This window comes from Niabella yanshanensis, from assembly GCF_034424215.1.
In the GTDB taxonomy this organism is placed as follows: domain Bacteria; phylum Bacteroidota; class Bacteroidia; order Chitinophagales; family Chitinophagaceae; genus Niabella; species Niabella yanshanensis.
Genome location: NZ_CP139960.1, coordinates 3,966,186 through 3,990,706, shown reverse-complemented (window position 1 = coordinate 3,990,706; position 24,521 = coordinate 3,966,186). Strand labels below are relative to the sequence as shown.

General features: G+C 42.2%; 24 protein-coding genes. 19 read left to right on the top strand and 5 right to left on the bottom strand.

What is annotated here, in order from left to right; genetic code table 11:
• Positions 1-58: 58 nt before the first annotated feature.
• From U0035_RS16550 to U0035_RS16515, 8 genes are all read left to right on the top strand, one after another.
• On the top strand, positions 59-1,339 hold the full coding sequence (locus U0035_RS16550; RefSeq protein WP_114792310.1) for a chloride channel protein: 1,281 nt from the start codon (positions 59-61) through the stop codon (positions 1,337-1,339).
• Positions 1,340-1,416: 77 nt separating this feature from the next.
• Positions 1,417-1,842 (top strand): tRNA (adenosine(37)-N6)-threonylcarbamoyltransferase complex ATPase subunit type 1 TsaE, encoded by a 426-nt coding sequence (gene tsaE / locus U0035_RS16545; protein ID WP_114792309.1) that lies wholly within the window; start codon positions 1,417-1,419, stop codon positions 1,840-1,842.
• A 187-nt stretch (positions 1,843-2,029) separates the two neighbouring features.
• Positions 2,030-3,244, top strand: coding sequence for an alanine dehydrogenase (locus tag U0035_RS16540; RefSeq protein WP_114792308.1), 1,215 nt, complete (start codon positions 2,030-2,032; stop codon positions 3,242-3,244).
• A gap of 867 nt (positions 3,245-4,111) precedes the next feature.
• A complete protein-coding gene (locus U0035_RS16535) occupies positions 4,112-4,795 on the top strand; it encodes a hypothetical protein (RefSeq protein ID WP_114792307.1) in 684 nt (227 codons plus the stop codon).
• 416 nt (positions 4,796-5,211) lie between these two features.
• Positions 5,212-6,264 (top strand): DUF5694 domain-containing protein, encoded by a 1,053-nt coding sequence (locus U0035_RS16530; RefSeq protein WP_162817963.1) that lies wholly within the window; start codon positions 5,212-5,214, stop codon positions 6,262-6,264.
• A gap of 33 nt (positions 6,265-6,297) precedes the next feature.
• Complete coding sequence (locus U0035_RS16525) at positions 6,298-6,891, top strand: Pr6Pr family membrane protein (protein WP_114792305.1); 594 nt, start codon at positions 6,298-6,300, stop codon at positions 6,889-6,891.
• A 63-nt stretch (positions 6,892-6,954) separates the two neighbouring features.
• Positions 6,955-7,533 carry a YdeI/OmpD-associated family protein gene (locus tag U0035_RS16520; RefSeq protein WP_114792304.1) on the top strand — a complete coding sequence of 193 codons (579 nt, stop codon included), beginning with the start codon at positions 6,955-6,957 and terminating at the stop codon, positions 7,531-7,533.
• Between the two features lie 85 nt (positions 7,534-7,618).
• Entirely contained in the window at positions 7,619-8,155 is a 537-nt protein-coding gene (locus U0035_RS16515) for an HD domain-containing protein (RefSeq protein WP_114792303.1), read from the top strand.
• Here U0035_RS16515 and U0035_RS16510 read toward each other — a convergent pair whose 3' ends face one another.
• On the bottom strand, positions 8,156-8,818 hold the full coding sequence (locus U0035_RS16510) for a GNAT family N-acetyltransferase (RefSeq protein WP_114792302.1): 663 nt from the start codon (positions 8,816-8,818) through the stop codon (positions 8,156-8,158).
• 486 nt (positions 8,819-9,304) lie between these two features.
• On the opposite strand from U0035_RS16510, the gene U0035_RS16505 reads away from it, so the two are divergent.
• Together U0035_RS16505 and U0035_RS16500 are read left to right on the top strand one after the other, a co-directional pair.
• On the top strand, positions 9,305-9,805 hold the full coding sequence (locus U0035_RS16505) for a YdeI/OmpD-associated family protein (protein WP_245957796.1): 501 nt from the start codon (positions 9,305-9,307) through the stop codon (positions 9,803-9,805).
• A 150-nt stretch (positions 9,806-9,955) separates the two neighbouring features.
• Positions 9,956-10,336, top strand: coding sequence for a hypothetical protein (locus tag U0035_RS16500; protein ID WP_114792301.1), 381 nt, complete (start codon positions 9,956-9,958; stop codon positions 10,334-10,336).
• A 43-nt stretch (positions 10,337-10,379) separates the two neighbouring features.
• Here U0035_RS16500 and gltX read toward each other — a convergent pair whose 3' ends face one another.
• Both gltX and U0035_RS16490 read right to left on the bottom strand, forming a co-directional pair.
• Positions 10,380-11,915, bottom strand: a complete 1,536-nt coding sequence (gltX, locus tag U0035_RS16495; protein WP_114792300.1) for a glutamate--tRNA ligase — start codon at positions 11,913-11,915, stop codon at positions 10,380-10,382.
• A gap of 177 nt (positions 11,916-12,092) precedes the next feature.
• Positions 12,093-12,689: a 3-keto-disaccharide hydrolase gene (locus U0035_RS16490; RefSeq protein WP_114792299.1), complete on the bottom strand. Its 597-nt coding sequence runs from the start codon at positions 12,687-12,689 to the stop codon at positions 12,093-12,095.
• Between the two features lie 132 nt (positions 12,690-12,821).
• Here U0035_RS16490 and U0035_RS16485 point away from each other — a divergent pair, with 132 nt between their 5' ends.
• The 5 genes from U0035_RS16485 to U0035_RS16465 all read left to right on the top strand — a co-directional run bounded on the left by U0035_RS16485 (position 12,822) and on the right by U0035_RS16465 (position 16,699).
• A complete protein-coding gene (locus U0035_RS16485; RefSeq protein ID WP_114792298.1) occupies positions 12,822-13,277 on the top strand; it encodes a DUF1569 domain-containing protein in 456 nt (151 codons plus the stop codon).
• Positions 13,278-13,306: 29 nt separating this feature from the next.
• Entirely contained in the window at positions 13,307-13,771 is a 465-nt protein-coding gene (locus U0035_RS16480; RefSeq protein WP_114792297.1) for a YciI family protein, read from the top strand.
• A 317-nt stretch (positions 13,772-14,088) separates the two neighbouring features.
• Complete coding sequence (locus U0035_RS16475; protein WP_114792296.1) at positions 14,089-14,628, top strand: SRPBCC family protein; 540 nt, start codon at positions 14,089-14,091, stop codon at positions 14,626-14,628.
• 124 nt (positions 14,629-14,752) lie between these two features.
• Positions 14,753-16,345: a Na+/H+ antiporter gene (locus tag U0035_RS16470; RefSeq protein WP_114792295.1), complete on the top strand. Its 1,593-nt coding sequence runs from the start codon at positions 14,753-14,755 to the stop codon at positions 16,343-16,345.
• 12 nt (positions 16,346-16,357) lie between these two features.
• Positions 16,358-16,699, top strand: a complete 342-nt coding sequence (locus U0035_RS16465) for a tRNA-binding protein (protein WP_211316507.1) — start codon at positions 16,358-16,360, stop codon at positions 16,697-16,699.
• A gap of 7 nt (positions 16,700-16,706) precedes the next feature.
• Here U0035_RS16465 and U0035_RS16460 read toward each other — a convergent pair whose 3' ends face one another.
• Together U0035_RS16460 and U0035_RS16455 are read right to left on the bottom strand one after the other, a co-directional pair.
• Positions 16,707-18,875 (bottom strand): cation:proton antiporter, encoded by a 2,169-nt coding sequence (locus U0035_RS16460; protein ID WP_211316506.1) that lies wholly within the window; start codon positions 18,873-18,875, stop codon positions 16,707-16,709.
• 14 nt (positions 18,876-18,889) lie between these two features.
• Positions 18,890-19,447: a hypothetical protein gene (locus tag U0035_RS16455; protein ID WP_211316505.1), complete on the bottom strand. Its 558-nt coding sequence runs from the start codon at positions 19,445-19,447 to the stop codon at positions 18,890-18,892.
• 259 nt (positions 19,448-19,706) lie between these two features.
• On the opposite strand from U0035_RS16455, the gene U0035_RS16450 reads away from it, so the two are divergent.
• The 4 genes from U0035_RS16450 to U0035_RS16435 all read left to right on the top strand — a co-directional run bounded on the left by U0035_RS16450 (position 19,707) and on the right by U0035_RS16435 (position 24,452).
• Positions 19,707-20,060, top strand: a complete 354-nt coding sequence (locus tag U0035_RS16450; protein WP_114792292.1) for a HesB/IscA family protein — start codon at positions 19,707-19,709, stop codon at positions 20,058-20,060.
• A 40-nt stretch (positions 20,061-20,100) separates the two neighbouring features.
• Positions 20,101-21,078, top strand: coding sequence for a TerC/Alx family metal homeostasis membrane protein (locus U0035_RS16445; RefSeq protein WP_114792291.1), 978 nt, complete (start codon positions 20,101-20,103; stop codon positions 21,076-21,078).
• A gap of 8 nt (positions 21,079-21,086) precedes the next feature.
• Positions 21,087-23,555, top strand: coding sequence for a bifunctional UDP-N-acetylmuramoyl-tripeptide:D-alanyl-D-alanine ligase/alanine racemase (locus U0035_RS16440; protein ID WP_114792290.1), 2,469 nt, complete (start codon positions 21,087-21,089; stop codon positions 23,553-23,555).
• A gap of 216 nt (positions 23,556-23,771) precedes the next feature.
• Entirely contained in the window at positions 23,772-24,452 is a 681-nt protein-coding gene (locus U0035_RS16435; RefSeq protein ID WP_114792289.1) for a lipoprotein signal peptidase, read from the top strand.
• Positions 24,453-24,521 lie beyond the last annotated feature (69 nt).

The window sequence follows — 24,521 nt, the reverse complement described above, 5'->3', positions numbered from 1 at the left end:
TGCACCCTATTAAACTGGGGTGGGGCTTTTCCCTGCTCCTTATTTAAACAGGAATCGCGTGGAAAGGAAAAAAGTTATCGTTCATCATTATTACAAGCTGGTACTCATTTCTATTCTCATTAGTTTAATAAGTTGCCTGCTGGCGTTCTCTCTCAAACACCTCACAGAATATTTTGAGCACCGGGTATTTGACACGGTAGAAAATACCCACAAGGTATTATTTGTGGTACTGCCTACTATCGGCATTACGGCCATCTATTTTCTTCGTAAATACCTGTTCCTGAACCGTAAAAACAAGGGCATTACAGAAATCTACAAAACCCTTGACCAAAGAAAAGAGCATCTTCCCTTCTTTAAAATTCCCTCCCATTATATCAATGGTTTTCTTACGGTGATCTTTGGTGGGTCAACAGGCGTAGAAGTTTCAACCGTAGTGGCAACGGCAACTGTGGGTAATATGGGGTACAAAAGGGAGTTTTCGGCGAAAATGTATAAGCGCGAGCTGATCTGCGCGGGTGTAGCAGCAGGAGTAGCCGTACTTTTTGCAAGCCCCCTGGCGGGTTGGTTGTTCGCCATGGAAGTGATTGCCAGGAAACTGCGCAAATCCCTGATCGTTAGTTGCACAGCCTCTTCCCTTATAGCCGCTATATTTATTTACCTTTTTGATAACGAACCGCTACTGCATTTTTCAATCAAAGACTGGAACTGGTACGCTATCCCTTTCTTTGTACTGCTGGGCTTGCTAAGCGGCACACTGGCAGTATACTTCACGTTCCTGGTAACCCGTATCAAGAATCTTTTTGCACAAATACATAATAATTTCCTGAGAGTAAACATCGGCGCATTAATAGTTGGTCTTTCCATTCTATGCTTCCCGGTCTTATACGGCGACAGCTACCATGGCCTGAATCAAATACTTGAAACAGCAATCAGTAAAGAGCACATTTCATTACTACTGCTGGCCGCGCTGATCCTGTTAAAACCTTTAGTGGCCTCTCTTACATTGGGTGCCGGCGGCGACGGTGGTGTTTTTGCTCCCAGTATTGTAGCGGGCGCTTTCCTGGGTTTATTACTGGCTATTTTTTGCAATACCTATTTTCATACCAACCTGGTGCCGCTTAATTTTGCCCTGGTGGGCGCAGCAGCTACGCTTTCTTCGGCTATTTTTGCTCCTCTTACGGCATTGATATTAACCTGCAACCTGGTACCCAATGGCTACAGCCTGTTCATCCCTATTATCATCGGGTGCTTTACCGCTAAATTATTCTCGCAACGGCTACTCCCCTACAACGCCTACACTTACGATTTTTACAAATTGTCCAAATCACAACAGGTATAACAGGTTAGCTTCAGGCAGCTCACGGGATTGTATTTTTGGTAATAATAGAAGATATTTGCGTTCTACATTTAACAAACATGCCTACTATAAGAAAATATACATTACCTGAAATTGATCAAACGGCCCAATGGTTATTGGATGAGCTAAAAAACCGTAAGGTGATTGCCCTGCATGGGACGATGGGAGCAGGAAAAACTACATTGATAAGTGCTGTTTGTAGTCTGTTAAAAGTGGAGGACGTAGTAAGCAGTCCGACATTTTCCGTGATCAATGAATATCGGTATAATGAAAATGGAATCACAAAGCGGCTGTATCACATCGACCTGTACCGGCTAAAAGATGAGGAGGAAGCTATCCGGACAGGAGTAGAAGACTGCCTGTACAGCGGCGACTATTGCTTTGTAGAATGGCCGGAAAGGGCTGAGGCATTATTTCCCGACGACACAACAACGCTATACCTGCGTGTGGAAGGCGATACAGAACGGTCGCTGGAAATAGCATAAAAAGGAGTAAATTTGGTGAGTGATGAATAATGAGAATAAGACCGGATGAACAGCAATCGACCCGCTGGAAAACCAGGACCCATTATCTGTCACCTATAAACTATCAGTAAGCAATTAACCTGGTTAAGAATATTTTTTAGTCTTATTAAATATAACCGAGATAAACTAGTACACTTCTGTCACAAGTATGAGTAAGAAACAGCCTGTTATCAGCACATCATTCAGCTATGAAACGCTGGAGGAAACCCTGGACATCAAATTAAAGGGAGAAGGTATGACCATCGGAATTCCCAAAGAAATTGCTTTCCAGGAAAACCGGATTGCGTTGACACCCGATGCCGTGAGCGTTTTAGTAAACAACGGGCATAACGTAATGCTGGAGCATAATGCGGGAGATGCCTCTCACTTTCGTGATAAGGATTATGCTGACGCAGGCGCTAAAATCGTTTACAGCCGGGAAGAAGTATTCAAGGCCCCTATTATGGTAAAGAGCGCACCGGTTATTGAAGAGGACCTGCCATTGCTGCAAATGAATCAGTCGATCATTTCTCCTTTGCATTTATCGGTGCTGCAGCCGGATGTGTTGTGTACCATGATGAAGAAAAAGATCACGGCTTTATCATTTGAAAACCTGAAAGACGATACCGACTCTTACCCAATTGTACGCAGCATGAGCGAAATTGCGGGTAGCGCTGTGATGCTGATCGCGGCGCAATACCTGAGTTCTGCCAATCATGGCAAGGGTGTGTTGCTAGGGGGCATTTCGGGCATTGCGCCTACTAAAGTTATTATTATCGGAGCGGGCATTGTAGGCGAATATGCGGCGCGTGCTGCTCTGGCGTTGGGCGCATCAGTTAAATTGTTTGATAATAATGTTAGCCGTTTAAAGAACCTGCAGAATACCATTGGCCAACGATTATGGACCTCCGTAATTGAACCCAAACTGCTGGCCAAGCAACTACGCACCTGCGAGGTTGCGGTGGGCTGTTTATCTAATTTAAGCGGCCGTACGCCGATGATCGTAACCGAAGAAATGGTAAGTGGCATGAGGCCCGGCTCGGTTATTATCGATGCCAGCATTGACCGTGGAGGCGTTTTTGAAACATCTGAAGTTACTTCTCACGAGTCACCCATATTCATGAAATATGGTGTCATTCATTATTGCGTACCTAATATCCCTTCGGGCTTTGCCCGCACCGCTTCACAGGCGATCAGTAATGTTTTGATGCCCTTACTTATAGACGCCGGCGAGGAAGGCGGTATTGAAGATCTGGCCTGGCACCGGATACATTTGCGTAATGGCATCTACCTGTTCAAAGGCCATTTGACCAATTTTTATTTAAGCCAGCGATTTGATTTAAAGTATACAGACCTGAATTTGCTGATTGCCAGTCAGCGGTAACTGAAGTATGATTGGGACCCGGCTGAATAATTATAATACTTTCCGTTGGGACAGAAAGGGTTGCTCTGTGTAGCCTGAATGCACAACAATTCGGCTTTTGTGCTTCGATTGCTGTTCCATTGCAAAGCTCCAAAATATCTTCCGTGCACCACCCCCTCAACCCAAGACAGGCCGCTTTCACTATATCTAACGCATCCATGTATTTTTTCCTGATGAAAAACCTGGCGCTATCGACTTGAAATTCAGACAAAGGCGTAAAAAAGCCCGGCTTTTGAACCGGGCTTCCGGCATTTTGATTTACCGGGCTTTTTTCTTTGGATTCGCTTTCTTTTGTGCTGAACTTTTCTTTTGTGTCGGCTTATTCTTCCTGGGCTCAACTGTCTTTTTCGACATAAATTTAATTTTAAAGTGAGTGAAATATTTACTCATGGCTGCATAGTGTTGCTTTCTCTTTTTACCATTCTATTAAGGAGAAGCAACTGCACAGCCAGATTGTAAATGGGCAAAGATATGCCTATAAGGGTAAAACGAACTTTAAGGTGAGAAAATTCTAGGAAAATCCCCCGACTGACTGCCCACAAAATTGGGTTTCATTCAAGTTGGGCCAACCTTGTAACATCAGCTATTTCCCAATCCCGGCTTTTGCGCTGGGAACATACAACCACTTTTAGTTCGATAAAGCAAAAAAGCTTGCTTTACATGGATTATTTGATTAGCTATAAACTAAACAACAGCAATGATCCGGATACAGAGGCTCCGATGAAAAATCCGGCTAATAAAAGGAGTTAAAGGATTTTGGCATTGTATCTTTCTCGCCTTTCAATATCTTTAAGGACCATTGAAGTATAACCTGACAAATTCAAAACAATGAAGCAACTTACTTTGCTCCTGGCCTGCACCCTGGCTGGCCTTATTGCCAAAAGCCAGTCTGGCAAAACAATGTATTCGCTACAAGACACCAGTCAGCTAAAAGCCCTGAATGTAACCGTTCAGGCTGGAGTGCTAAAGCACCATCAAGCGATAAAAGTAACAGATATAGACCCACAGGCCGATACCGAATTAAGATTAGTCCAGCCGGAAAACGCTTATTTCCACAATGGCACTATCGAAGTTGAGCTGGCTGGTCAACCTATGAAAAACGCCTCAGAAGGGGCACGGGGTTTTGTGGGTATAGCTTTTCGCATAGACAGCTCTAACAAGGAATTTGAATGCTTTTATTTGCGCCCGAGCAACGGACGTGCGCCAGACCAGGTTCGGAGAAACCACGCTGCTCAATATATCTCTTACCCGGAATATCCCTGGTATCAACTACGTAAAGATTTTCCTGAGAAATATGAAGCTTATGTAGATTTAGAAGTGGGTATATGGACAAAAGTAAAAATTGAGGTACAGGACACTATTGCCCGGCTATACGTTCATGGAGCCAGTCAGCCAACCCTGATTGTTTCGGACCTTAAACATGGATCAAATGCGAAAGGCAACGTCGGCCTATGGATAGGCCCCGGGACGGAAGCCTATTTCAGGAATTTAGTGATCACTAAAAAAGATTAATGCTTCTTCACGTCTCTCACTGATTATGCCATCCAAAGCATTGGAACGATACCTTAGATTAGATGTGCATTACTGCGAAAACCCTGAAAATCGTGAGCACCGGCGTTGACCATTGACAGTGTAGAAAAAACTTAACAAATACATCAAGGATATCATATATCTGCGTATATTGGATGATGACACTATCAGGCTTTCTATACGCTATCAAATAAACGCGGAACATAGACTGGAGTTCAGGTTTAAAACGGCAAATAGCAGCAATAAGCGGGTATAGCAGAAACCTAGATACGGGTAAGACCCAAAGGAAGTAAAGGCAGGCAACCAGCTATTGAAACTATATCTCACCCAAGCCCGAACCTTTACCAATGATTTATCATAAGGCCTCAATTAAAAAGCAGGTGTATATCAAACAAAACATGAAATATTCTTTTTTATTTTTTCTTCTCGCACCCTTTAATACATACGCGCAAAAAGTTAATGTATTATTAATTGGCGTCGCGCACAACTACAGCAAATCCCCCAGGCAGGACCTGTCGAATCTGTATGCACAAGTCAGGAACTTTAAACCTACTGCATTCTTCGGCGAATTCCTGAGTAAAGAAGACGAACGGCTGGTTATGGATTACTGGTGCAAAGAGGATAATATGAAGCGGTTGAAAACCCTCAGAAATAACAGAGATATTAAAACAGACCGGCTTTCCATTACCATTGACAGTTTAAAAACACGGGTAATATCAAACCCCGAAAACTACCGGTTAAAAGCAGATTTGGCACATGCCTTTTACCTGAACCAGGATGTCTCCAATGCACATTATCAATATTGGCAGGTATGGAATCATTTAAAAAAATTTCCCAATATTCAGCTTGAAAACTATGTCAGTACGCTCTTAAGCCCGGATTCAGACACGACTGGCCGGAGTATGAGAAGGTTGAAAACTTCGGAATATGCATTGATTGCATTTCCTTTAATGCAGGAAATGAATATCCGGGAACTGCTACCTATGGATTGCCAGGATTATGATCTAAACTGGTCTGCATCGGCCCTGGCATTTTATGCCCGGTTTGAGGCTTTTAAAAAAGACACAACAGCTTCTTATGCCAAAGAACTGGAGGCTCTTTTAACCAAGAGAATTAAAGGGTTTGAAGCAGTTTCGGACATAGAAAAAGAATCAACCCGGTTTACAGAATGGTTGAACACCAACGAGGCTTCAGCTATTTTAGCTTCAGGTGATTTTTATTTCCCGGAGCTATATGATTTAAAAGATTTTCCCAAAGAGGAAATCCTATCACAGATACATTGGTGGCTGATGCGTAATAAAGGTATGTGCGAAAATGTTGTGAACACTGCCAGGGCATTAGGCCATCAAAAAGTAGTAGTGATAGCGGGAGCCAATCACAGGAAATACATGCAGGATATATTTGAAAAAATGCCTGGCGTTGCTGTAAAAAACATCAACAATACTCAATAATAGCACCCCGGTTCTACAACATACAACAATAGTATGCAAAAATCATTTGCAGGCTTACTGGCATCGGCCGGTTGGTTTGCCGTAATAGCCCAATACATTTTAATGCTTCACAACAATGTGAATACTGTTGAAGAAGCAACCATCCGCTTTTTTAGCTATTTCACTATTCTTACAAATATTGCAGTAGCCATTTATTTCACCACCCTGCTGTTCGACGGGCGCATTACCAGGGTTAAAGGTTTATTATCTGCTATAACCGTTTATATCGTCATTGTTGGCCTGGTATACCAGGTGGCACTAAGGCATATCTGGGATCCGCAGGGACTTCAAAAATGGGTGGACGAACTGCTGCACTCTGTTATTCCCCTTGGAGCTTTGGTTTATTGGAGCCTGTTCGAAAAAAAGGGAATCCGGTATACACAAATTTTTGCATGGAGTATTTACCCGTTGGCGTATCTGCTCTTTACCTTGATAAGAGGTAACAGCTCCGGCTTCTACCCCTACCCCTTTTTAAATGTCAAAGAAATAGGAATGCAGCAAACCTTAATGAATGCATTGATTATATTGGCTCTTTTTATGGCCATTTCATTCATATTTGTTTTCATAAACAGAAAAATCGGGAAATAAGGAATACTTCCAACAGTGGTCTTAATAAAAAACCAACCCTATTTGCCAAAAACAGCTTAGTACATGCAAGAAAAAACAACTGAAACCTTCTACCCTAAAACCAATAAGGAATGGAGAAAATGGCTGGAGAAAAACCATAAAAACCAGGACAACGTATGGTTAGTGATGTATAAAAAAGCATCCGGAAAACCAACCATCTCCTGGAGTGAAGCGGTAGATGAAGCATTGTGCTTTGGATGGATTGACAGTACTAAGAAAACGCGGGATGAAGAAAGTTCTATACAATTCTTTAGCAAACGAAAGGTTAAAAGTACCTGGTCGAAAATAAACAAGGAAAAGGTAGAACGGCTGATCGCGGCTGGTTTGATGAAAGAAGCGGGGCATCAAGCAATAGAAACCGCGCGGGAAAACGGAACATGGAACACACTGGATGAAGTAGATGCTTTAGTAATCCCGCCGGACCTTGAAAAATCGTTCAAAGCACATAAAGGATCCAAAGCATATTTTGAAACACTCAGCAAGTCGGTGAAAAAAATGATATTGTATTGGATTTTATCAGCCAAAAGACCTGAGACGCGGCTTAAACGGGTTAATGAAGTAGTTGAATCGGCCGCCCGGCAACAAAAGCCCAAACAATTTTGATCAGTGCAGCTAAACGTCTTATGTACAGTTTATATTGGCTAAATAATTGCACTGTTATACACGGTTTTCAATTTAAATATCTTTTATGGATTTACAATCTGCTTATCAAAAGGCTATCAGTTTTGCGGCGAACAAACACGCAGGGCAAACCATAACCGGAACCCCGCTTCCCTATCTCGTGCATGTGTGTAATGTAGCTATGGAAATTTTAATTGCAAGCCAGCACTCCCTGGACTTTAATGTTACCAGTGCCGTTCAGGTAGCGCTGCTGCATGACACTATTGAAGACACCAATACCAGTTATGAGGAGCTAAGTGAAGCCTTTGGCGAAGACATTGCGGCCGGTGTACTGGCTTTAACCAAAAATGAAGAACTGCCAAAGGCAGAACAAATGCAGGATAGTTTAAAAAGAATTAAAGCGCATCCAAAAGAAGTATGGGCAGTTAAATTAGCAGATAGAATCACGAACCTTCAAAAACCACCTGAGCTGTGGAATGCTTCGAAAAAATCATCCTACCTCGAAGAAGCAGTTTCGATAGCAACTTATCTGGAAGGCGGTAATCCCTACCTTGAAAACAGGATCAGTAAATTGATCCAATCCTATAAAATTTATCTTTTATAGTTATACCAATCTCAAGCCACCTTTTAAAGAATTATCATTCTTTTCGTGGCCTGGCTTCCAGGTTTGATCAAAAGGATGCGCCTTCCAAAGTACATCCTTATGAAATAAACAATAAAGCAGATGTCCCAGGTCGAGCTGGCGGTAAATACCAAAACCATGCTTATGCAGCCAGGGAATATGCCTGGAATCAGGTGTTTCCAAACAAAACATACGTTTCTGCTGCTTTGACTCGGCAATAAGCTCCTTTAATAACCGGCTGCCTATTCCCTTCCGCTGCACATCGGGCTTAACACCCATAAACCATAGGTGAAACTTCAAATCATACGGATGAATTTGCCTGATTACTTTTTGTCTGGCGGCAATCTTTTTAAAGTACTTCGCACCTGACGACTTCACCACAAGGCTCAGTCGCTGCCAGAGCGACTCTATTGACAGGATCTTTTTTTCGGGATATAAAATCAATGCACAGGCCTGCCTGTCCTCAGAAAGGAATATCTCGCCAAAATTCATACAGTGATCAAATGCATAAGACATCAATATGTTGAGATGCTTTTGTCCTCCAGCATCCTTCTCTATGATATAGTGAATGCTTTTACTGTCGCAAAAACATTGAACCAGCAGGTCGACCACCAATGGTTTATCTTTTTTTTGGGCGGTAATCATCAGATAATAACAAATATGTTTACGAAGAGGGAACACTTTTGTTTCTATAGAAGAGACGCTTAACTATCAATGCGTTAAAAGTCGACCCCTAGTCCGATGCTATAACGCAACAAAATAAAAAAGGCGCATTAAGAAAAGATTTCATAAAAACTTGTTTAGAACCACAGCAGCTTATTGGAAACAGTTACCAGCTTCTATAGTATATTGATGATCGCCATACGGGCTGTTATGATTGCAAGGGCTATCAAATACGTTTAGAAGTTATCTCGGAAACTCATGGCATCCTCAATACTACAAAGGAACTGCCTGGCAGCGGTTACCTGTAATTTTTTCGATAAATGGCCTTATTTTTTCGATGAATGACGCTTTTAAACCGATCAATACTTAGCCGAACACCCCTATTGTGTAACTTTAATGGTACAGTGTACGAGAGCTGAAGCCTATACTTCAGAACAACCCGGTATAAGTAAAAGCGACGACTATTCAATGACAAAAACAAATATGCATTCATTCACCGCGCCTATTGACCTGATAGGCATTAATCCTTTTGTATTGGTACCCGGCCTCATCCTTGAAAACATTTTTAAGGCTGCAGGTAAAAACAAGGGGCCAATACCTGTTAAAGGCACGGTCAACAGAGAGCCGTATAACCAAACGCTGGTCAGGTTCCGGGGGGAGTGGCGATTATATATCAACACCACTATGTTGCCTAATTCTCCACAACGCATTGGAGAAAGAATACAGATCACCATTGCTTACAATAATATCGCGCCGCCTGAAACAAAAGCGCCGGTGGCGTTTGAACAGGCTCTTAAGAAAGATAAGGAAGCTAAAGCCGTATACGACCAATTAGCGCCCTATCTCCGAAAAGAGATCAACCGGTATCTCTCTGGTTTAAAAACACAGGAAAGCCTCAAGAAAAATATTAGTCGCGCACTTAATTTTCTAAAAGGAAAAGAGCGATTTATTGGGCGCGACACACCTTAGTGCTTCTATTTCTTCCAACGATTGTCCCATGATCATAACAGGATGATCCATAATAGACCCGGAGATTCTTTTACAGGCAATGCTGTAAAAGACAACAGAGCTTCTGAACTGCAACAGAATCCTTTTTAACCATTTCTAAAAAGATGTAATATGAAATCCTCTCTACCGGCCTACAACCCCGCCGATTTCGAAACAGTTAAACAGGTTGCATTGTCGTTTCCTGAAACGGAGGAAGCTGTTTCCCACGAGGGAACTCCGTCGGTAAAAGTAAAAGGGAAATTAATGTGTCGGCTGCATGAAAGTGGCAGCTTTATTCCAATACGCTTGACGTTCGAACTAAGAGACCAGTACTTAGACAGTCATCCAGAATTGTTTCACCTGCCCGATCACTTCAAAAACTACCCCTACCTATGCATGTGGATTCATCACTACGACCTCCAACTTTTAAAGAAAGTATTAGCATTAAGCTGGCGCGGACTGGCCACAAAAAAAGCCATCAAGGCCTACGAACAAGCTAACGGCGGATCTTAGCCTGACTTCTGTTCCCTGATGGCCTCTCTGTTGGATCAGCAGTTTAATGACCTGAGCTCAACTGCTTTAAAGTATTTTCCATTCTTTTAATCGTTTCATCCTTGCCAATGATCGTGGCAATGTCGAACACACCTGGGCCAAATTTGCCTCCTACCAGCATAATGCGCAAGGGCAGCATTACTTCACCCGGTTTGAGCTGGTTGGCAGCAGCGATTTCCTTAAAATTATTTTCAAGATCGTGTGCCTCCCAAATAGCCGCCAACTGATAGTTTCTTATAATCTCCTGGAAAAACAAAGTCTTTGCTTCATTCCATTTGGGTTGAATTGCTGCGAGGTCAATTACCTGCGGTGTAATAAAGAAGTAGGAAGATTGCTCGTAGAAGTCGGTAAGTAATACGCACCGGTCTTTTACCAGTTCGATCACCTTACCCATCAAGGCAAGGTCAGCAACTTCAATTCCCTTCGCCGTAAGTATCTCCTGCACTTTGGGAACTAATGCCGCGGCATCCAGTTTTTTGATCCATTCCTGGTTAAACCATTTCGCCTTTTCATAATCGAATTTAGCGCCAGCGCTATGCACGCGGTCCATCGAAAATTTATCAATCATTTCTTCTATCGAGAAGAGCTCCTGCTCGGTACCATCGTTCCAGCCTAATACGGCAAGCAGGTTAATAAACGCTTGCGGCAAAAACCCTTTCTCCTTAAACCCTTCTGTCAATTCATCACTTTTAGGATCTTTCCAGTTCATCGCAAACACGGGGAAACCATACTTCGCGCCATCCCTTTTGCTAAGCTTTCCGTGAGGACCTAATATAAGGGGGAAATGTGCCCACTGAGGCATTTTATCTTCACCAAAAAGATATTTCCAGAGCAATACGTGCACAGGCGCACTGGGTAACCACTCTTCCCCACGAAACGCATGACTGATCTCCATTAAATGATCGTCAACTACCACTGCCAGGTGATAGGTAGGCATGCCGTCTGCCTTTAATAATACTTTATCATCGACTACAGAAGTATTAAAACTCACTTCACCCCGTATCATATCATTAAAACTTACCGTTTCGTTCTCAGGCATTTTAATGCGTATCACGTAGGGGGTATCGCTATGCATCAGTTCATGTACGGTATCACCATCCAGTGTTAAAGAGTTGCGCATTTGCATACGAACTTTCTGATCATACTGCGGCGCAGGATTCTCATCCGTTTTGTACTGCTGCCGCATTTGCTCCAACTCTTCAGGTGTGTCGAAAGCATAGTAAGCAAGCCCTTCCGCCACCAGTTGTTCAGCATAATTTCGGTATAACGCCTTACGTTCGCTTTGCCTGTAGGGACCGTAATTCCCACCATGCTGTACGCTTTCATCCGGCTCCAGCCCGGCCCATTTCAAACACTCAAAAATATATTCCTCCGCCCCCGGCACAAAACGGGTCTGGTCGGTATCTTCAATCCTTAAAATAAAATCACCACCGTGTTTTTTTGCAAACAGGTAATTATATAAAACGGTTCGCACACCGCCTAAATGTAAGCCCCCTGTAGGCGAGGGGGCAAAACGTACTCTGACTTTTTTATCGCTCATGGCGCAAATGTATTTCAATTACCACGAATTCCATTGTTCCCATGAGATTGATTTGCTGTAACAACCGCATGTTATAACCACCAAGGCATGAAGACCTCAGGAAAAAGGTTTAACCATTACGTTAATAAAAGAAATTGCATATGCCGGCAACGCTTTCAATAATATTCAGTCGTTTAATTACAATTCTTTCAGGATAATATCTTTCCAACGTACTTTAATGCCACCACCATCATGTATTTGTAAAGCAATAAACCCGTTAGCGGCACCTATTTTAGAGTCAGCCAGATCGATCATCTGGTGGCCATTAAGCCAGGTGGTAACCTGATCGTTCAGTACGCGTATCTTCATGGTATTCCATTTGCCTTCTTTTAACCATTTTTCATCTTCAGGCTTGGGTTTCACCATCCACCCGCGTCCGTAAGATTCATAAATACCTCCGGTGTTATTATTGAGGGGAGCTACCTCAACCTGCCAGCCGCTGATCTTTACTCCTTCAATCGAAGAGCGAAAAAAAACGCCGCTATTACCATTTGCTTCCTGCTTGAACTTTAAAGTCAGTTCAAAGTTTTTATACTTTTTATCAGTGGATAAATAACCATAATCCTTATCAGGTCCGCTTTCACAAACCAGCTCGCCTTTTTCTACATACCATTTTTCAGTACCGTGCACAGTCCATCCATTCAGGTTTTTACCATTAAAAAGCCAAAAACTCTTTTGAGCATGCAACATAAAAGTCAATAACAACATCGAAACAATAGCAAGAATCTTTTTCATGTATATTTTTTTGTTTGATTGAGATAGCCTTAAAAATACGAAGTTTTAACAGACCCACCATCATGTACCCTCAGTTAAATGAACGTATTAATAATATCAGCGCATGTTGTACATTTATATAAACCAAATAAAATGACTAATCTGTTTTCGTCGGAAGGAGTGGTAACGTTCATTGCGCGTATCAATAATTTAACGCCACAAACAAAATCATACTGGGGCAAAATGACAATAGATCAGATGTTGGCCCATGTAAATGTATCCTACGAGATGCTGTATGAGCCAGGCAAACACCCCAAACCTAAAGGGTTGATGAAATGGATCCTGAAGAGATTTGTAAAAAAGAATATAGTCAATGAAAAACCGTATCCTCATCATATGCGTACCGCGCCGGCATTTATTATTACGGATCACAAAAATTATGAAGTCGAAAAAAAGAGGTTAATCGATTATCTGATCAAAACACAGGAGTTGGGCGGTCCTTATTTTGAAGGCAAAGAGTCACATTCATTTGGCGCACTTACTCAAACCGAGTGGAATAATATGTTTGCCAAACACCTCGATCATCATCTTACTCAATTCGGGGTTTAAATTCATTGGTAACTTTTTAATTTGAAGTCATGAAACAGATTTTTTTCGCCTTGCTGGTAATTATGTGCTCATTTTCTACTGCACAGGCACAGGCACAGAACAATGCTGATTATAATAAATCCCTGGCTGACAGCCTGGGATCAGATGAGCGCGGTATGAAAATGTACCAGTTGATACTATTAAAAACCGGTCCTGCAGCAATTGCAGATAAGGACTCGGTGAAGCAGATCTTCGCAGGTCACATGCAAAATATTGGAAAACTGGTAAAAGATGGCTACCTGGTGGTAGCCGGACCGTTTGGTAAAAACGACAAGCAATACCGGGGCTTATTTATTTTAAATGCCAGGAACAAAGAAGAGGCGGAAAAACTGCTGCTCACCGACCCGGCTATTAAAACCGGGCTGCTGGTCTACGATCTGCTGGATTGGTACGGCTCGGCAGCGTTACCAATGTATTTACTTTATAGTGATAAAATAAGCAAAACAAAATTTTGATTGAAAGAAAAGCTCCTTTCTGAAATTATTTGAGGTTAAAGGAATTCATCTCCGGCGCAAAGCTACCAGCGTTGCCGACGTCCATAATGCCGGCTCACATCCAACGTTTGCCTTAATTTTCTTTTCTACAGTATTTTACAAATAATCTTTTTTTAGCAAGGTTTTGTTACCTTTAGGAACTAAACAATCAACTTAACTGGTATTAACGGCGAATCTTCATTATAAATTTTGGGAATTTTCTAAAACGGATTTACATAAACCACGAACCCAACCCAAAAGAAGGAACTGTTTACTTAAATGGAAATTGAACACTCAATATGAGTATTCTTAAAAAATTGCTTATTGCCCTCCTCGCCTTATCAGCAATGGCTCTGGTCACTGCTGCATTTGTAGACGGGAGTATTAAGGTTCAACAAACTATTCATATAAATGCTCCTGTTGAAAATGTATGGAATTTCACAAGTAATATTACAGGCTTAAATTGTTGGAACGCATGGTTTAAGCGTGATAAAATGATGAGAACATCAATTGCTGGAAATGAAGGCCGTCCGGGATCCAGCTTTTGCTGGGAAAGCGACAGTACGGAGCTGGGGAAAGGCTGCCTGACCATTTCACAGCTCACAACCTTAAGAGATGTGACTTTAGACATCACCGTTTATGCCCCTTATAAAACCCATGCGAAAACCTATATCAGCTTACAACCCATCAATAACACTACCAGGGTAACACTTAATTTCAACAGTCATGTTCCCTACCCGCTTAACATCATGATGCTGTTTAAAAGAACAAAAAAAACAATAGCAACCAATTACGCCCTTAGTTTACAGGAGCTTAAAAGACTGAGTGAGGGACAATAAACAAAAAGCGATCTTTATATGTTATTCTAAACCGAAATTCAAAAGAATGTTTTTCGGCAGAATGCCTTAATGTTGTTGTTGGGGAAATATCTTTTAAGTTGATAGCCAATTCAAATTGTTTTGTATGATTCAGAATTATGTATTAATCGCTATTGCAGTTGCTTTTAGTGTGATGATGTTGGTGCTGATTGGCCAGAAACTAAAAGTAGCTTACCCTATTTTTTTAGTAATTGCAGGGCTCATTATCAGCCTGGTTCCGGGCATGCCGGCATTCCAGATTGACCCTGATATTGTATTCCTTATTTTCCTGCCGCCCATACTTTTTGAAGCAGCCTGGTTTACATCCTGGAAAGATTTCTGGAAACACAGGAAGCAAATTTCCTGGATGGCTTTCGGGTTGGTTTTTCTTACATCGGTGGTAGTGGCTTACGTTTCATCTTCATTAATTCCTGGTCTTACTTTGGCGATGGGATTTCTGCTGGGAGGTGTTAATTCTCCACCGGATGCAGTAGCCGCTACTTCAGTTTTAAAGCATCTTAAAATTCCTCAAAAAACCATCACCGTGCTGGAGGGAGAAAGCCTGATCAATGATGCATCCAGCCTTATTGTTTTTAAGTTCGCGCTTGCTGCTGCCTTAACCGGTCAGTTTGTTTTTAAGCAGGCTATCAGCGACTTCTTCATCATGTCTGCAATGGGTATTGCTATCGGTTTAGCTATTGGTTACCTGTTCTCTGCATTATTACGCATTATTCCTTCTAATTCTAATATTGATACGATTATTACATTAATTGTTCCCTATGTAATGTATATAACCGCAGAGCACTTTCATTTCTCGGGTGTGCTGGCCGTGGTTAGCGGGGGATTGATGATGTCGTACCACTCTCACTGCTTTTTAAGCCATACAGCACGTATACAGGCAGGTGCGGTTTGGAGCACCCTTATTTTTACTATTAATGCCATTGTCTTTGTACTGATAGGCCTGGAGCTCCCTGTGGTGGTAGCCGGCATGAAGGATTACTCAATTGCAGAAGGTATCAAATACGCCATTATTATAGGCGGTGCGATGATTGCACTGCGACTGCTTTATAGCTACGCTTTAGCTTATCTCCCGGGATTCTGTTTTAAAAAGATCCGCCTTACCAGGCCCAAACCCAACTGGAAGGAACCGTTCATTATTAGTTTCGCAGCTATGCGGGGGGTGGTGTCCCTTGCTGCAGCGTTATCAATCCCGTTAAACCTGCCTCATCGGAATATTATCCTGTTTGTGACTTTCGTGATTATCCTGATCACGTTGGTTGGCCAGGGTTTATTGCTACCCGCCGTTCTAAAATGGATAAAAGTTGAAGACGACGAGGTAAAAGTGCCGCATGAAAAACAGGAAGCCATCATACAAAAACAATTGAAACAGGTGGCGCTGGAAAAAATAAACAGCGACTACAGTAATGATCTTACAGAGAACAGCCTGGTGCGGCATCAAAAAACCAAGCTGGAAAATGAGCTGGAACTGCTTACCGACAAATTTAGCTGCATCGATCATTCTGATCATTTCCAGGCAGCAGCAGCCCGTAACCGGGACGTGATCAGGGATATCATAAAATTGCAAAGGATAGAACTGCATAAAATACGCCGGGAGCGCAAATTTGATGATGTGGTATTACGCAATATGGAAATGCAGCTGGATTTTGATGAAACAAAACTTACAGGCTTTCAACATTAAATTTTTATGACTATGCCTGAACCGATCAGCTGGAGCGATTTTGAAAAAATAGATATACGCGTTGGTACCATCATCCGGGCCGAAGTATTTGCTGAAGTACGCAATCCGGCCTATAAGCTGCTGATTGATTTTGGAGAAGCGTTGGGCGTCAAAAAATCGTCGGCACAAATCACGAAGCTGTATCAACCAGAAGAGCTTTTGCATAAGCAGGTGATAGCGGTTGTGAACTTCCCTGTAAAACAAATCGCCAATTTCTTTAGTGAATGCCTGGTATTGGGCGTATTGGGTGCAGCTAAAGACGTCACGCTGCTCACACCTGATAAACCGGTAAAAAACGGCCAGAAGATCAGCTGAAAGCTCCTTACTTTTTCCACAGATTGCGCAGGTACTTACCAGCCTTGTTGATAGCTCCTATCTGCTCACTAAGCGTTTCAATCAATTTGCCATCGGCCTGCTGTATGTCGCTCATATTAATGCCGGTTTCGAGTTGTTCGGGATACAGTATAATATAACTTAACTTATTGAAATAATTGGTCAGATAATAGGGCAGTTTACCAAACTGCGGCAGATAGGAGTTGTAGCCCTTACGGGATGAAATGATCACAAAAAGCTCGTTGGTATTCAGTTCCCTGGTAAAAATCAGGAAATCATCCCAATTACTGAACTCATTGTAGGAAGCCTGCAAATGATTATCATTCCGTTGTACCAAAGATTGTATTGCAGCCAATGTTATTGCGGTTCCATGAAAACTCACCTTCATGCCCGACTCCCTTGACAACAACGTTATCTTTTGCAGCCAATGTACAAATCCCGGTTCTGTTTCTGCGTTTGGTGGAATAGCTACAACAATTCGTTTGAGTGTATTAAAAGGTTGAGCAGGCTTATAGACATAAATCGTCTCGTGAATTCTTCTTATAATCTGCTCTGCCACCTCTCCGAAAAATACTTTTTGGTCGGCATTTTTATGCAGCCCGATCACAATATCGGTTACCTGTTGTTCTTTTATCGTATAAACAATACCATTACTGATACTGGAGTCATACCGCATCAAAGGAGTCAGTACATTTTCAGAGGCAGCAGCATGAGATACAGATTTTTCCAGTATCTTTTTTCCCTTGCCCGCGGCGTTGGAGCCCTCGACTGCATCATCCACAATGTGCAGACCATAAAGGGGCAGATTACTCCTTTTGGGTTTCAGCAACACACCCAGGTCTACCATGTCTGTAGCAATTTCATCATAGGCTAAAGATATCAGGATCTTTTCGCTATTCTCTCCATCTTCAATTTCCGGTACCTGCTCACTTTCCTGCAGGGCCAGTTTTTTAGCCGCTTTTTCAGTAGCAAAAGAACCAACGCCACAACTTACCAGGATCAGTAAAATCGTTCCGTTCAATACATCTTCATCCAGCAAACGAATAGGCTCGCCGGTAGCGGTTTCTCCTGTTATAATATTATACCCCACCAATATGATAGCCAGTGTGGCAGCGGCATGCGAAGCACTCAGCCCAAAAAGCATTTTACCTTCTGTTGCTGTTAGTTTGAATATCTTTTGCGTGGCCCAGGCAGCAACATACTTGGTGATTAAAGCCACAACGATAATTACAGCAGCTACTTTCGCGGCGCCCAATCCTTTTACCAAAACCTTTACGTCTACCAGCATGCCCACGCTTATCAGGAAAAAGGGGATAAACAAAGCGTTACCAACAAAGTTGATCCGGTTCATTAATGCAGAAGTATGCGGCACAAAGCGGTTCAGTATCAACCCAGAGAAAAACGCGCCGATGATGGCCTCAATACCAGCCGCCTCTGCTAAAAAAGAAGCCAGGAAAACCATACCCAGCACAAAGACATATTGGGAAACACTGTCTTCAAATTTTTTAAAAAACCAACGGATAATTACGGGGAAAACAAATAGTACGATACAGACAAACACAATGGATGACAACCCCAGTTGTACCCAAAACGCGGGAGATACCTGCTCTTTGGCCATGCCTGATATGGCCGCTAATAATAAAAGCGCTACGGTATCAGTAATCATGGTACCTCCTACTGCCATAGCAACCGCGCGATTGCGGATGACGCCATACTTACTGGCAATGGGATAGGCCACCAGCGTGTGCGTTGAAAACATACTGGCTAATAGAAGAGACGACAAAAAACTATATCCTAAAATATAATATGAGGCAAGAGTGCCACAAATAAGCGGCAACAGAAATGTGAGTACTCCAAATACAAATATTTTTTTCCTGTTCTTCTTAAATTCTGCAAGATCTATCTCAAGCCCTGCCAAAAACATGATATACAATAAACCCACGGTACCAAATAAAACTATACTTGTATCCCGTTTCAAAAGATTCAGTCCATGGGGCCCTACCAATACACCTGCAATAATAAGCCCGATGATATGCGGTACTTTTATTTTGCTGAAAATAATCGGCGCAAACAAAATAATAAAGAGCACCAGCGCAAATATGATTACCGGGTTGGTTAACGGCAGGCTAAAATCCAAAGTTGAAAGTAATGGCACCATATATTTACACCTCTTTATAAGCGGTCGGCGGTAATCGAATAAGTTGTTTTACAATCAGGCAGAGTAATTTCCCTCAGGCCATCCATTTTCTTTTCGTTCAGCATTCTAAGGGTGACTTCCATCGTAGTGGAGCTGAGAGCTCCTTTGTCAACCAGTTGCATTCCCCTGCTCGTATAAGTACCATTATAAATCCGGGTCAGGTTCTTGCCTGCATAAGCTTTTACCACCACTTCATTTCCTTCGCTGGCAAATTCCCATTGTTCCGTTTTTACATCGCCTATTGCAGAGCCTGCACAGGAGGTTTCTACGCATTGCATTTTAATTTGCCACTTACCTATAACAGAGGGACCATGTATCACCACGGAGTCAATTTCCCTTTTAGTGCTATCTAACCGGTGTTCCCGGTCTTTTAACGTATTTTCCTTTTGGGTTAGCTGCTGCTCCCACAGTACCAATGCCTGTTGCCGGTCGTTAAGTTCTGTTTCTTTATTCTTCATTGCTTTTTCCCTTTCGCTTAACCCGCAGGAGCATAATAGAAATGCAAACAAGATCAGAGGTTGAAGTAGTTTCATAGTAATGTAAAAACGGTTAAACAATCAATACGAACTGTGGTAAAAGTAAGAAATCCTGTTTTTATTCGTTTCAGTAAGATAGATTTCGGAACCCTGATCCTATTTTGATCCGGTTTCTTCATTCCGGAGCGGCCTAAAATATAACGGCAGGCGCTGCTTTAACTCTTTAAATAATATGGTAACTTTGTATTTTAAATAAAGTTGCCAGGCAGTAACATGACAGAAGAGATATGGAGCCGGCAGTGTTAAAAGAACAAGAATGAATAATACATTTTCAGCAGATAGCATTAAAATAAGCGATACCGCCAAAGCTCGTATCGAGCATATTCTTTCTGAAAACGAGGAAAAAGGAGTCAATAGCTTTGTTCGGGTAAGCGTTGTTAGCGGCGGCTGCTCGGGTTTAAGCTACAAACTCGATTTCGACAGCGAAGAAAAGCCTAAAGACCAGATCTTTGAAGATAATGGGATCAAGATAGTGACAGATATGAAAAGTCTTTTATATCTTTTGGGCACTACTCTTGACTTTTCTGAGGGACTTAGCGGAAAAGGCTTCTTTTTCAACAATCCTAATGCGGCACGTACTTGCGCCTGTGGCGAAAGTTTCGCCGTGTAGTACTACGGTACCTTCTATATCTTATCCAACTTAAAGTTTCATGACACCCGATCAAATTTCTTACCTCGTATTTGGTATTGTAATCGTTATTGCCCTCGTGTTCGATATGGGGCTTTTTAGCAAGAAGAACACGGCTATTACCATTAAAACAGCGCTTTGGCAATCCGTATTCTGGGTGGCATTGGGTCTTGGCTTTTTCGTTTTCCTGCTTTTCGAAGAAAATAAAACTATTGCCCTGGAATACCTCAGCGCCTACCTGATGGAAAAGAGCCTGAGTATTGATAACATTTTCGTATTCATACTGATTTTCAATGCTTTCAGGGTAAAGGAAATTTATTATAGCCGCGCGTTGCTATTTGGCGTGTTAATGGCCATTGTATTTCGTATCATTTTTATAACGTTGGGTGTTGAGCTGGTTAACCGCTTTCATTGGATATTATACCTGTTTGGTGCTTTCCTTGTGTATACAGGAATCAAAATGTTTACCGCTGGCGACGATGAGGAGTTTGATCCCAAGGGACACCCTGTTTATAAATGGATGAAAAAAGTATTACCGCTGGTACCCCACGACGGCGGAGGCAGGTATATAATTAAAGAAGATGGCAAAAGACGCTACACCATGCTTTTTGTGGTCGTAGTTATGCTTTCGGTTATCGACCTTGTTTTTGCAGTTGATTCTATCCCGGCTGTAATGGGTATCTCTACCAATAAAATGGTGATCTATACCTCTAATATTTTTGCAGTATTGGGCCTGCGCTCGCTGTTCTTTCTGTTAAGAGGCGCCATTACCAAGTTCGATTACCTGCAGCAGGGCATTGCCATTGTTCTGATTTTCATCGGGGCGAAAATGCTGGGAGAGCACTGGATCTCACAATGGATAGGAAAATCACAGCAGGTAGTAGTGTCGCTCCTGGTAATTGTACTTTGTATTGCAGGCAGCATTGTTTACTCCGTTTTGAAAAAGCGAAAAGGAGTACCGGATGAAGCCGAAAATATTGCTGACAAGCCAAACGATTAATACGGCTCATGCATACGTTACAGGATATTGCAGGCGCTCTTGGGTTATCGGGGCAACCTATACCCAGGATATCTATTTATACCTTACTCACCGATAGCCGGAAACTGGTTAACCCGGAGTCTTCTTTATTTTTTGCGTTGCCGGGTCCCCGAAGAGATGGTCATCTTTTTATACCCGAATTATATAAGGCCGGACTCCGCTACTTTGTGGTTTCAGAAAAAATCAACGCGAAGAACTACCCGGGGGGCATTTTCCTGACAGTAGATAATGTACTGACGGCCTTGCAAAAACTAGCAGCTTTTCACCGGTCAAAATTTGATATAGAAGTAATTGGAATCACAGGCAGCAATGGTAAAACTATTGTAAAAGAGTGGCTCTACCAGTTGCTACAGGCCAATAAAACGATCGTCAGAAGCCCTAAAAGCTATAACTCGCAAATAGGCGTGCCCTTGAGCGTTTGGGAAATAGAACCGGAAAACGACCTGGCTATATTTGAAGCAGGCATTAGCCAACCTGGAGAAATGCAACAGTTGCGGGATATCATACAGCCCACCATCGGCGTAATTACCAACATCGGGAGTGCTCATAGCGAAGGCTTCAAAAACAATACTGAAAAGCTGAAGGAAAAACTGCTGCTTTTTAAAAATAGCCGCATAGTTATTGCGAATGGCGATGATCCACTCATAAAAGAGCAGGTGGACCAACTGGCAACACCGGTTTTTTATTGGGGAAGCAACAAGTCTTTCGAGCTCGAAGTAAATTCTATAAAAAAGAAAAGTACCGGAACCCGGATTAACCTCAATTATCAAGGTGATAAATTCTCAATCCAGACTTCTTTTACAGACGCAGCTTCCATAGAAAATATAGTTACGGCTTGTGCAGTGGCTCTTTATCTGAAAATAGACAGTCAGATTTTGCAGGAGCGCATACCACTACTCCAGCCTGTAAATATGCGCCTGGAGTTTAAGAAAGGCAATAATAATTGCATTTTGATCAATGATAGTTACAGCACCGATATCGACTCGCTGTCTATAGCCCTGCATTTTTTACAACAACAGGCTAAAGGGCTTCAAAAAACCGTTATTTTATCCGATTTCTTACAAACAGGCGGCGATACTGAACTGTTATACCGAAACATCCTGGAGCAGCTGCAAAAACATAAAATAGTCCGGCTTATAGGTATCGGAGAAAAAATGCAGTCGGTGATGCATGCATGGGTCACGGCTAAGAAGACAAAGATCGATCATCACTTTTTTCTTTCGACCTCCGATTTTATACAGCACCTGCACTCCTTTAGCTTCAAAGATGAGGCTATTTTGATAAAGGGAGGCCGTGTATTTGAATTTGAGCAGATTGCGTCGTTGCTGGAGCAAAAAGCCCATCAAACCATCCTGGAGATCAACCTGAATGCTATTGCACATAATTATAAAACATTTCAGCAAATGCTGGAACCTGCTACCAAAGTAATGGTAATGGTGAAAGCTTTTGCATATGGAAGCGGAGGAACTGAAGTGGCGGGCTTATTACAATATCATAAGGCAGATTACCTGGGTGTAGCTTATGCTGACGAGGGCGTTGAAATCCGTAAAGCAGGTATATCGATACCCATTATGGTATTAAACCCCGAACCCAATGCGTTTGATGCCATTACTGAGCACCTGCTCGAACCGGATCTTTTCTCTTTTGAGCAGCTGGATGCTTTCGAAAAACATATACAGCAATCGGGACTAAAACATTATCCTGTACATATTGAAATTGAAACCGGTATGAACCGGTTGGGATTTGCCATAAACGACGTTCAGGCCCTTGCTCAAAGACTGAAAAACAATAGTTCCCTTAAAGTGCAATCTGTTTTCTCACATCTTGCCGCCAGTGAAGATGTGGTTGAAGATGCTTTCACTCTACATCAGTATAACTTGCTGCAACGGGCAGCAGAAGAGCTAAGAGAAACGATCGGCTATGCGTTTCTTACGCATATTGCCAATTCTTCAGCTATTGCCCGTTTTCCAAAGCTGCAAATGGATATGGTAAGACTGGGTATTGGTTTATATGGCATTGCGGGAAAAAAAGTTGCAAAAAAATTACAGCCCGCCCTTACGTTAAAATCAACCATTGCACAACTAAAACAAATTCAGAAGGGCGAAACCGTAAGTTATAACCGCCGGGGAGTGGCTACGCAAAAGTCTACCATTGCCACCGTAAGAATTGGTTATGCGGATGGGTACTCCAGGCGCCTGAGTAATGGTGTAGGTTATATGCTGGTACATGGTAAAAAAGCCCCGGTTATAGGCACTGTTTGCATGGATATGGTGATGATTGACGTAACGCATATAAAAGGGGTGAAGGAAGGCGATGATGTGATCGTGTTTGGCAATGGACTTCCGGTAGAGGAACTGGCCCGGGCAATCGGTACTATTCCTTACGAAATAATGACTGGCATTTCACAGAGAGTAAAAAGAGTGTATTGGAGTGAGTAAAACATCTATTTTTCGACTGGTCATCTTATGCTGCTGATTGTCGTTGCTCGGTTTATTAAGAGAAGAAGCCGAAATAGTACAGATTTATTGAACAATCCCAGGTATTGTACGTATTTAAGAGTTCCTCTTTTACACCGGATTTTTAGCATTTTTATGTCTAAACCCGGGGAAATTAAAAATTGAAATTTAAAAATTTAAAATCATCTTTGTAACCTTATGAAGGCAGGGAAGTTAAGCACATCTATTATTATTATTTTACTGATTCTCATAGTAGATCAGGTGGTTAAGATATATATCAAAACCAATTACCCGGTTGGTGAAGTTACCCGCATTTTGGGTATGGATTGGGCCCGTATACATTTTATTGAGAACAGTGGCATGGCATGGGGATGGAAGTTTGGTAATGAAGGCGGCAAAGTAGCGTTGACCCTGTTCAGACTGGTAGCCGTTATTTTTGGCAGCTGGCTGATTGTAAAATTTGCAAAGGAAAAATATTCACGCGGATTTATGGTTTGTGTGGCGCTGATTTATGCCGGCGCTTTAGGCAATCTGATCGATAGTATGTTTTACGGGATGCTGTTTGACAAAGGCCTTCATTTCGATCCTGCGGTAGGCGATTATGTAGGTTACGGAGGAATTGCATCTCTGGGCGGAAAAGGCTACTCCTCTTTCCTGCATGGCAGTGTAGTAGATATGCTGTATTTCCCTATGGTAAAAACCACTTATCCTTCCTGGTTACCCTGGGTAGGCGGCGAGTCTTTCGAATTTTTCAGCCCTATCTTTAATATAGCCGATATGGCTATCTCTACTGGCGTTATTACACTGCTTGTTTTTCAAAAACGTTTCTACCGGAAAGTAGAAACGAGCGCTCCTTTAGCAGAGCAGCAATTACAATAAAAAATATCCGCTGAAAGAATCATTCCTCCAGCGGATACCGGTGTTTCTCTATAATATTTTATATCATAA

Bases quoted from the DNA above. Each gene is read 5' to 3' on its own strand.
- tsaE (WP_114792309.1), top strand. From the start codon at position 1,417: ATGCCTACTATAAGAAAATATACATTACCTGAAATTGATCAAACGGCC.
- U0035_RS16540 (WP_114792308.1), top strand. From the start codon at position 2,030: ATGAGTAAGAAACAGCCTGTTATCAGCACATCATTCAGCTATGAAACG.
- U0035_RS16535 (WP_114792307.1), top strand. From the start codon at position 4,112: ATGAAGCAACTTACTTTGCTCCTGGCCTGCACCCTGGCTGGCCTTATT.
- U0035_RS16530 (WP_162817963.1), top strand. From the start codon at position 5,212: ATGAAATATTCTTTTTTATTTTTTCTTCTCGCACCCTTTAATACATAC.
- U0035_RS16525 (WP_114792305.1), top strand. From the start codon at position 6,298: ATGCAAAAATCATTTGCAGGCTTACTGGCATCGGCCGGTTGGTTTGCC.
- U0035_RS16520 (WP_114792304.1), top strand. From the start codon at position 6,955: ATGCAAGAAAAAACAACTGAAACCTTCTACCCTAAAACCAATAAGGAA.
- U0035_RS16515 (WP_114792303.1), top strand. From the start codon at position 7,619: ATGGATTTACAATCTGCTTATCAAAAGGCTATCAGTTTTGCGGCGAAC.
- U0035_RS16510 (WP_114792302.1), bottom strand. From the start codon at position 8,818: ATGATTACCGCCCAAAAAAAAGATAAACCATTGGTGGTCGACCTGCTG.
- U0035_RS16505 (WP_245957796.1), top strand. From the start codon at position 9,305: ATGACAAAAACAAATATGCATTCATTCACCGCGCCTATTGACCTGATA.
- U0035_RS16500 (WP_114792301.1), top strand. From the start codon at position 9,956: ATGAAATCCTCTCTACCGGCCTACAACCCCGCCGATTTCGAAACAGTT.
- gltX (WP_114792300.1), bottom strand. From the start codon at position 11,915: ATGAGCGATAAAAAAGTCAGAGTACGTTTTGCCCCCTCGCCTACAGGG.
- U0035_RS16490 (WP_114792299.1), bottom strand. From the start codon at position 12,689: ATGAAAAAGATTCTTGCTATTGTTTCGATGTTGTTATTGACTTTTATG.
- U0035_RS16485 (WP_114792298.1), top strand. From the start codon at position 12,822: ATGACTAATCTGTTTTCGTCGGAAGGAGTGGTAACGTTCATTGCGCGT.
- U0035_RS16480 (WP_114792297.1), top strand. From the start codon at position 13,307: ATGAAACAGATTTTTTTCGCCTTGCTGGTAATTATGTGCTCATTTTCT.
- U0035_RS16475 (WP_114792296.1), top strand. From the start codon at position 14,089: ATGAGTATTCTTAAAAAATTGCTTATTGCCCTCCTCGCCTTATCAGCA.
- U0035_RS16470 (WP_114792295.1), top strand. From the start codon at position 14,753: ATGATTCAGAATTATGTATTAATCGCTATTGCAGTTGCTTTTAGTGTG.
- U0035_RS16465 (WP_211316507.1), top strand. From the start codon at position 16,358: ATGCCTGAACCGATCAGCTGGAGCGATTTTGAAAAAATAGATATACGC.
- U0035_RS16460 (WP_211316506.1), bottom strand. From the start codon at position 18,875: ATGGTGCCATTACTTTCAACTTTGGATTTTAGCCTGCCGTTAACCAAC.
- U0035_RS16455 (WP_211316505.1), bottom strand. From the start codon at position 19,447: ATGAAACTACTTCAACCTCTGATCTTGTTTGCATTTCTATTATGCTCC.
- U0035_RS16450 (WP_114792292.1), top strand. From the start codon at position 19,707: ATGAATAATACATTTTCAGCAGATAGCATTAAAATAAGCGATACCGCC.
- U0035_RS16445 (WP_114792291.1), top strand. From the start codon at position 20,101: ATGACACCCGATCAAATTTCTTACCTCGTATTTGGTATTGTAATCGTT.
- U0035_RS16440 (WP_114792290.1), top strand. From the start codon at position 21,087: ATGCATACGTTACAGGATATTGCAGGCGCTCTTGGGTTATCGGGGCAA.
- U0035_RS16435 (WP_114792289.1), top strand. From the start codon at position 23,772: ATGAAGGCAGGGAAGTTAAGCACATCTATTATTATTATTTTACTGATT.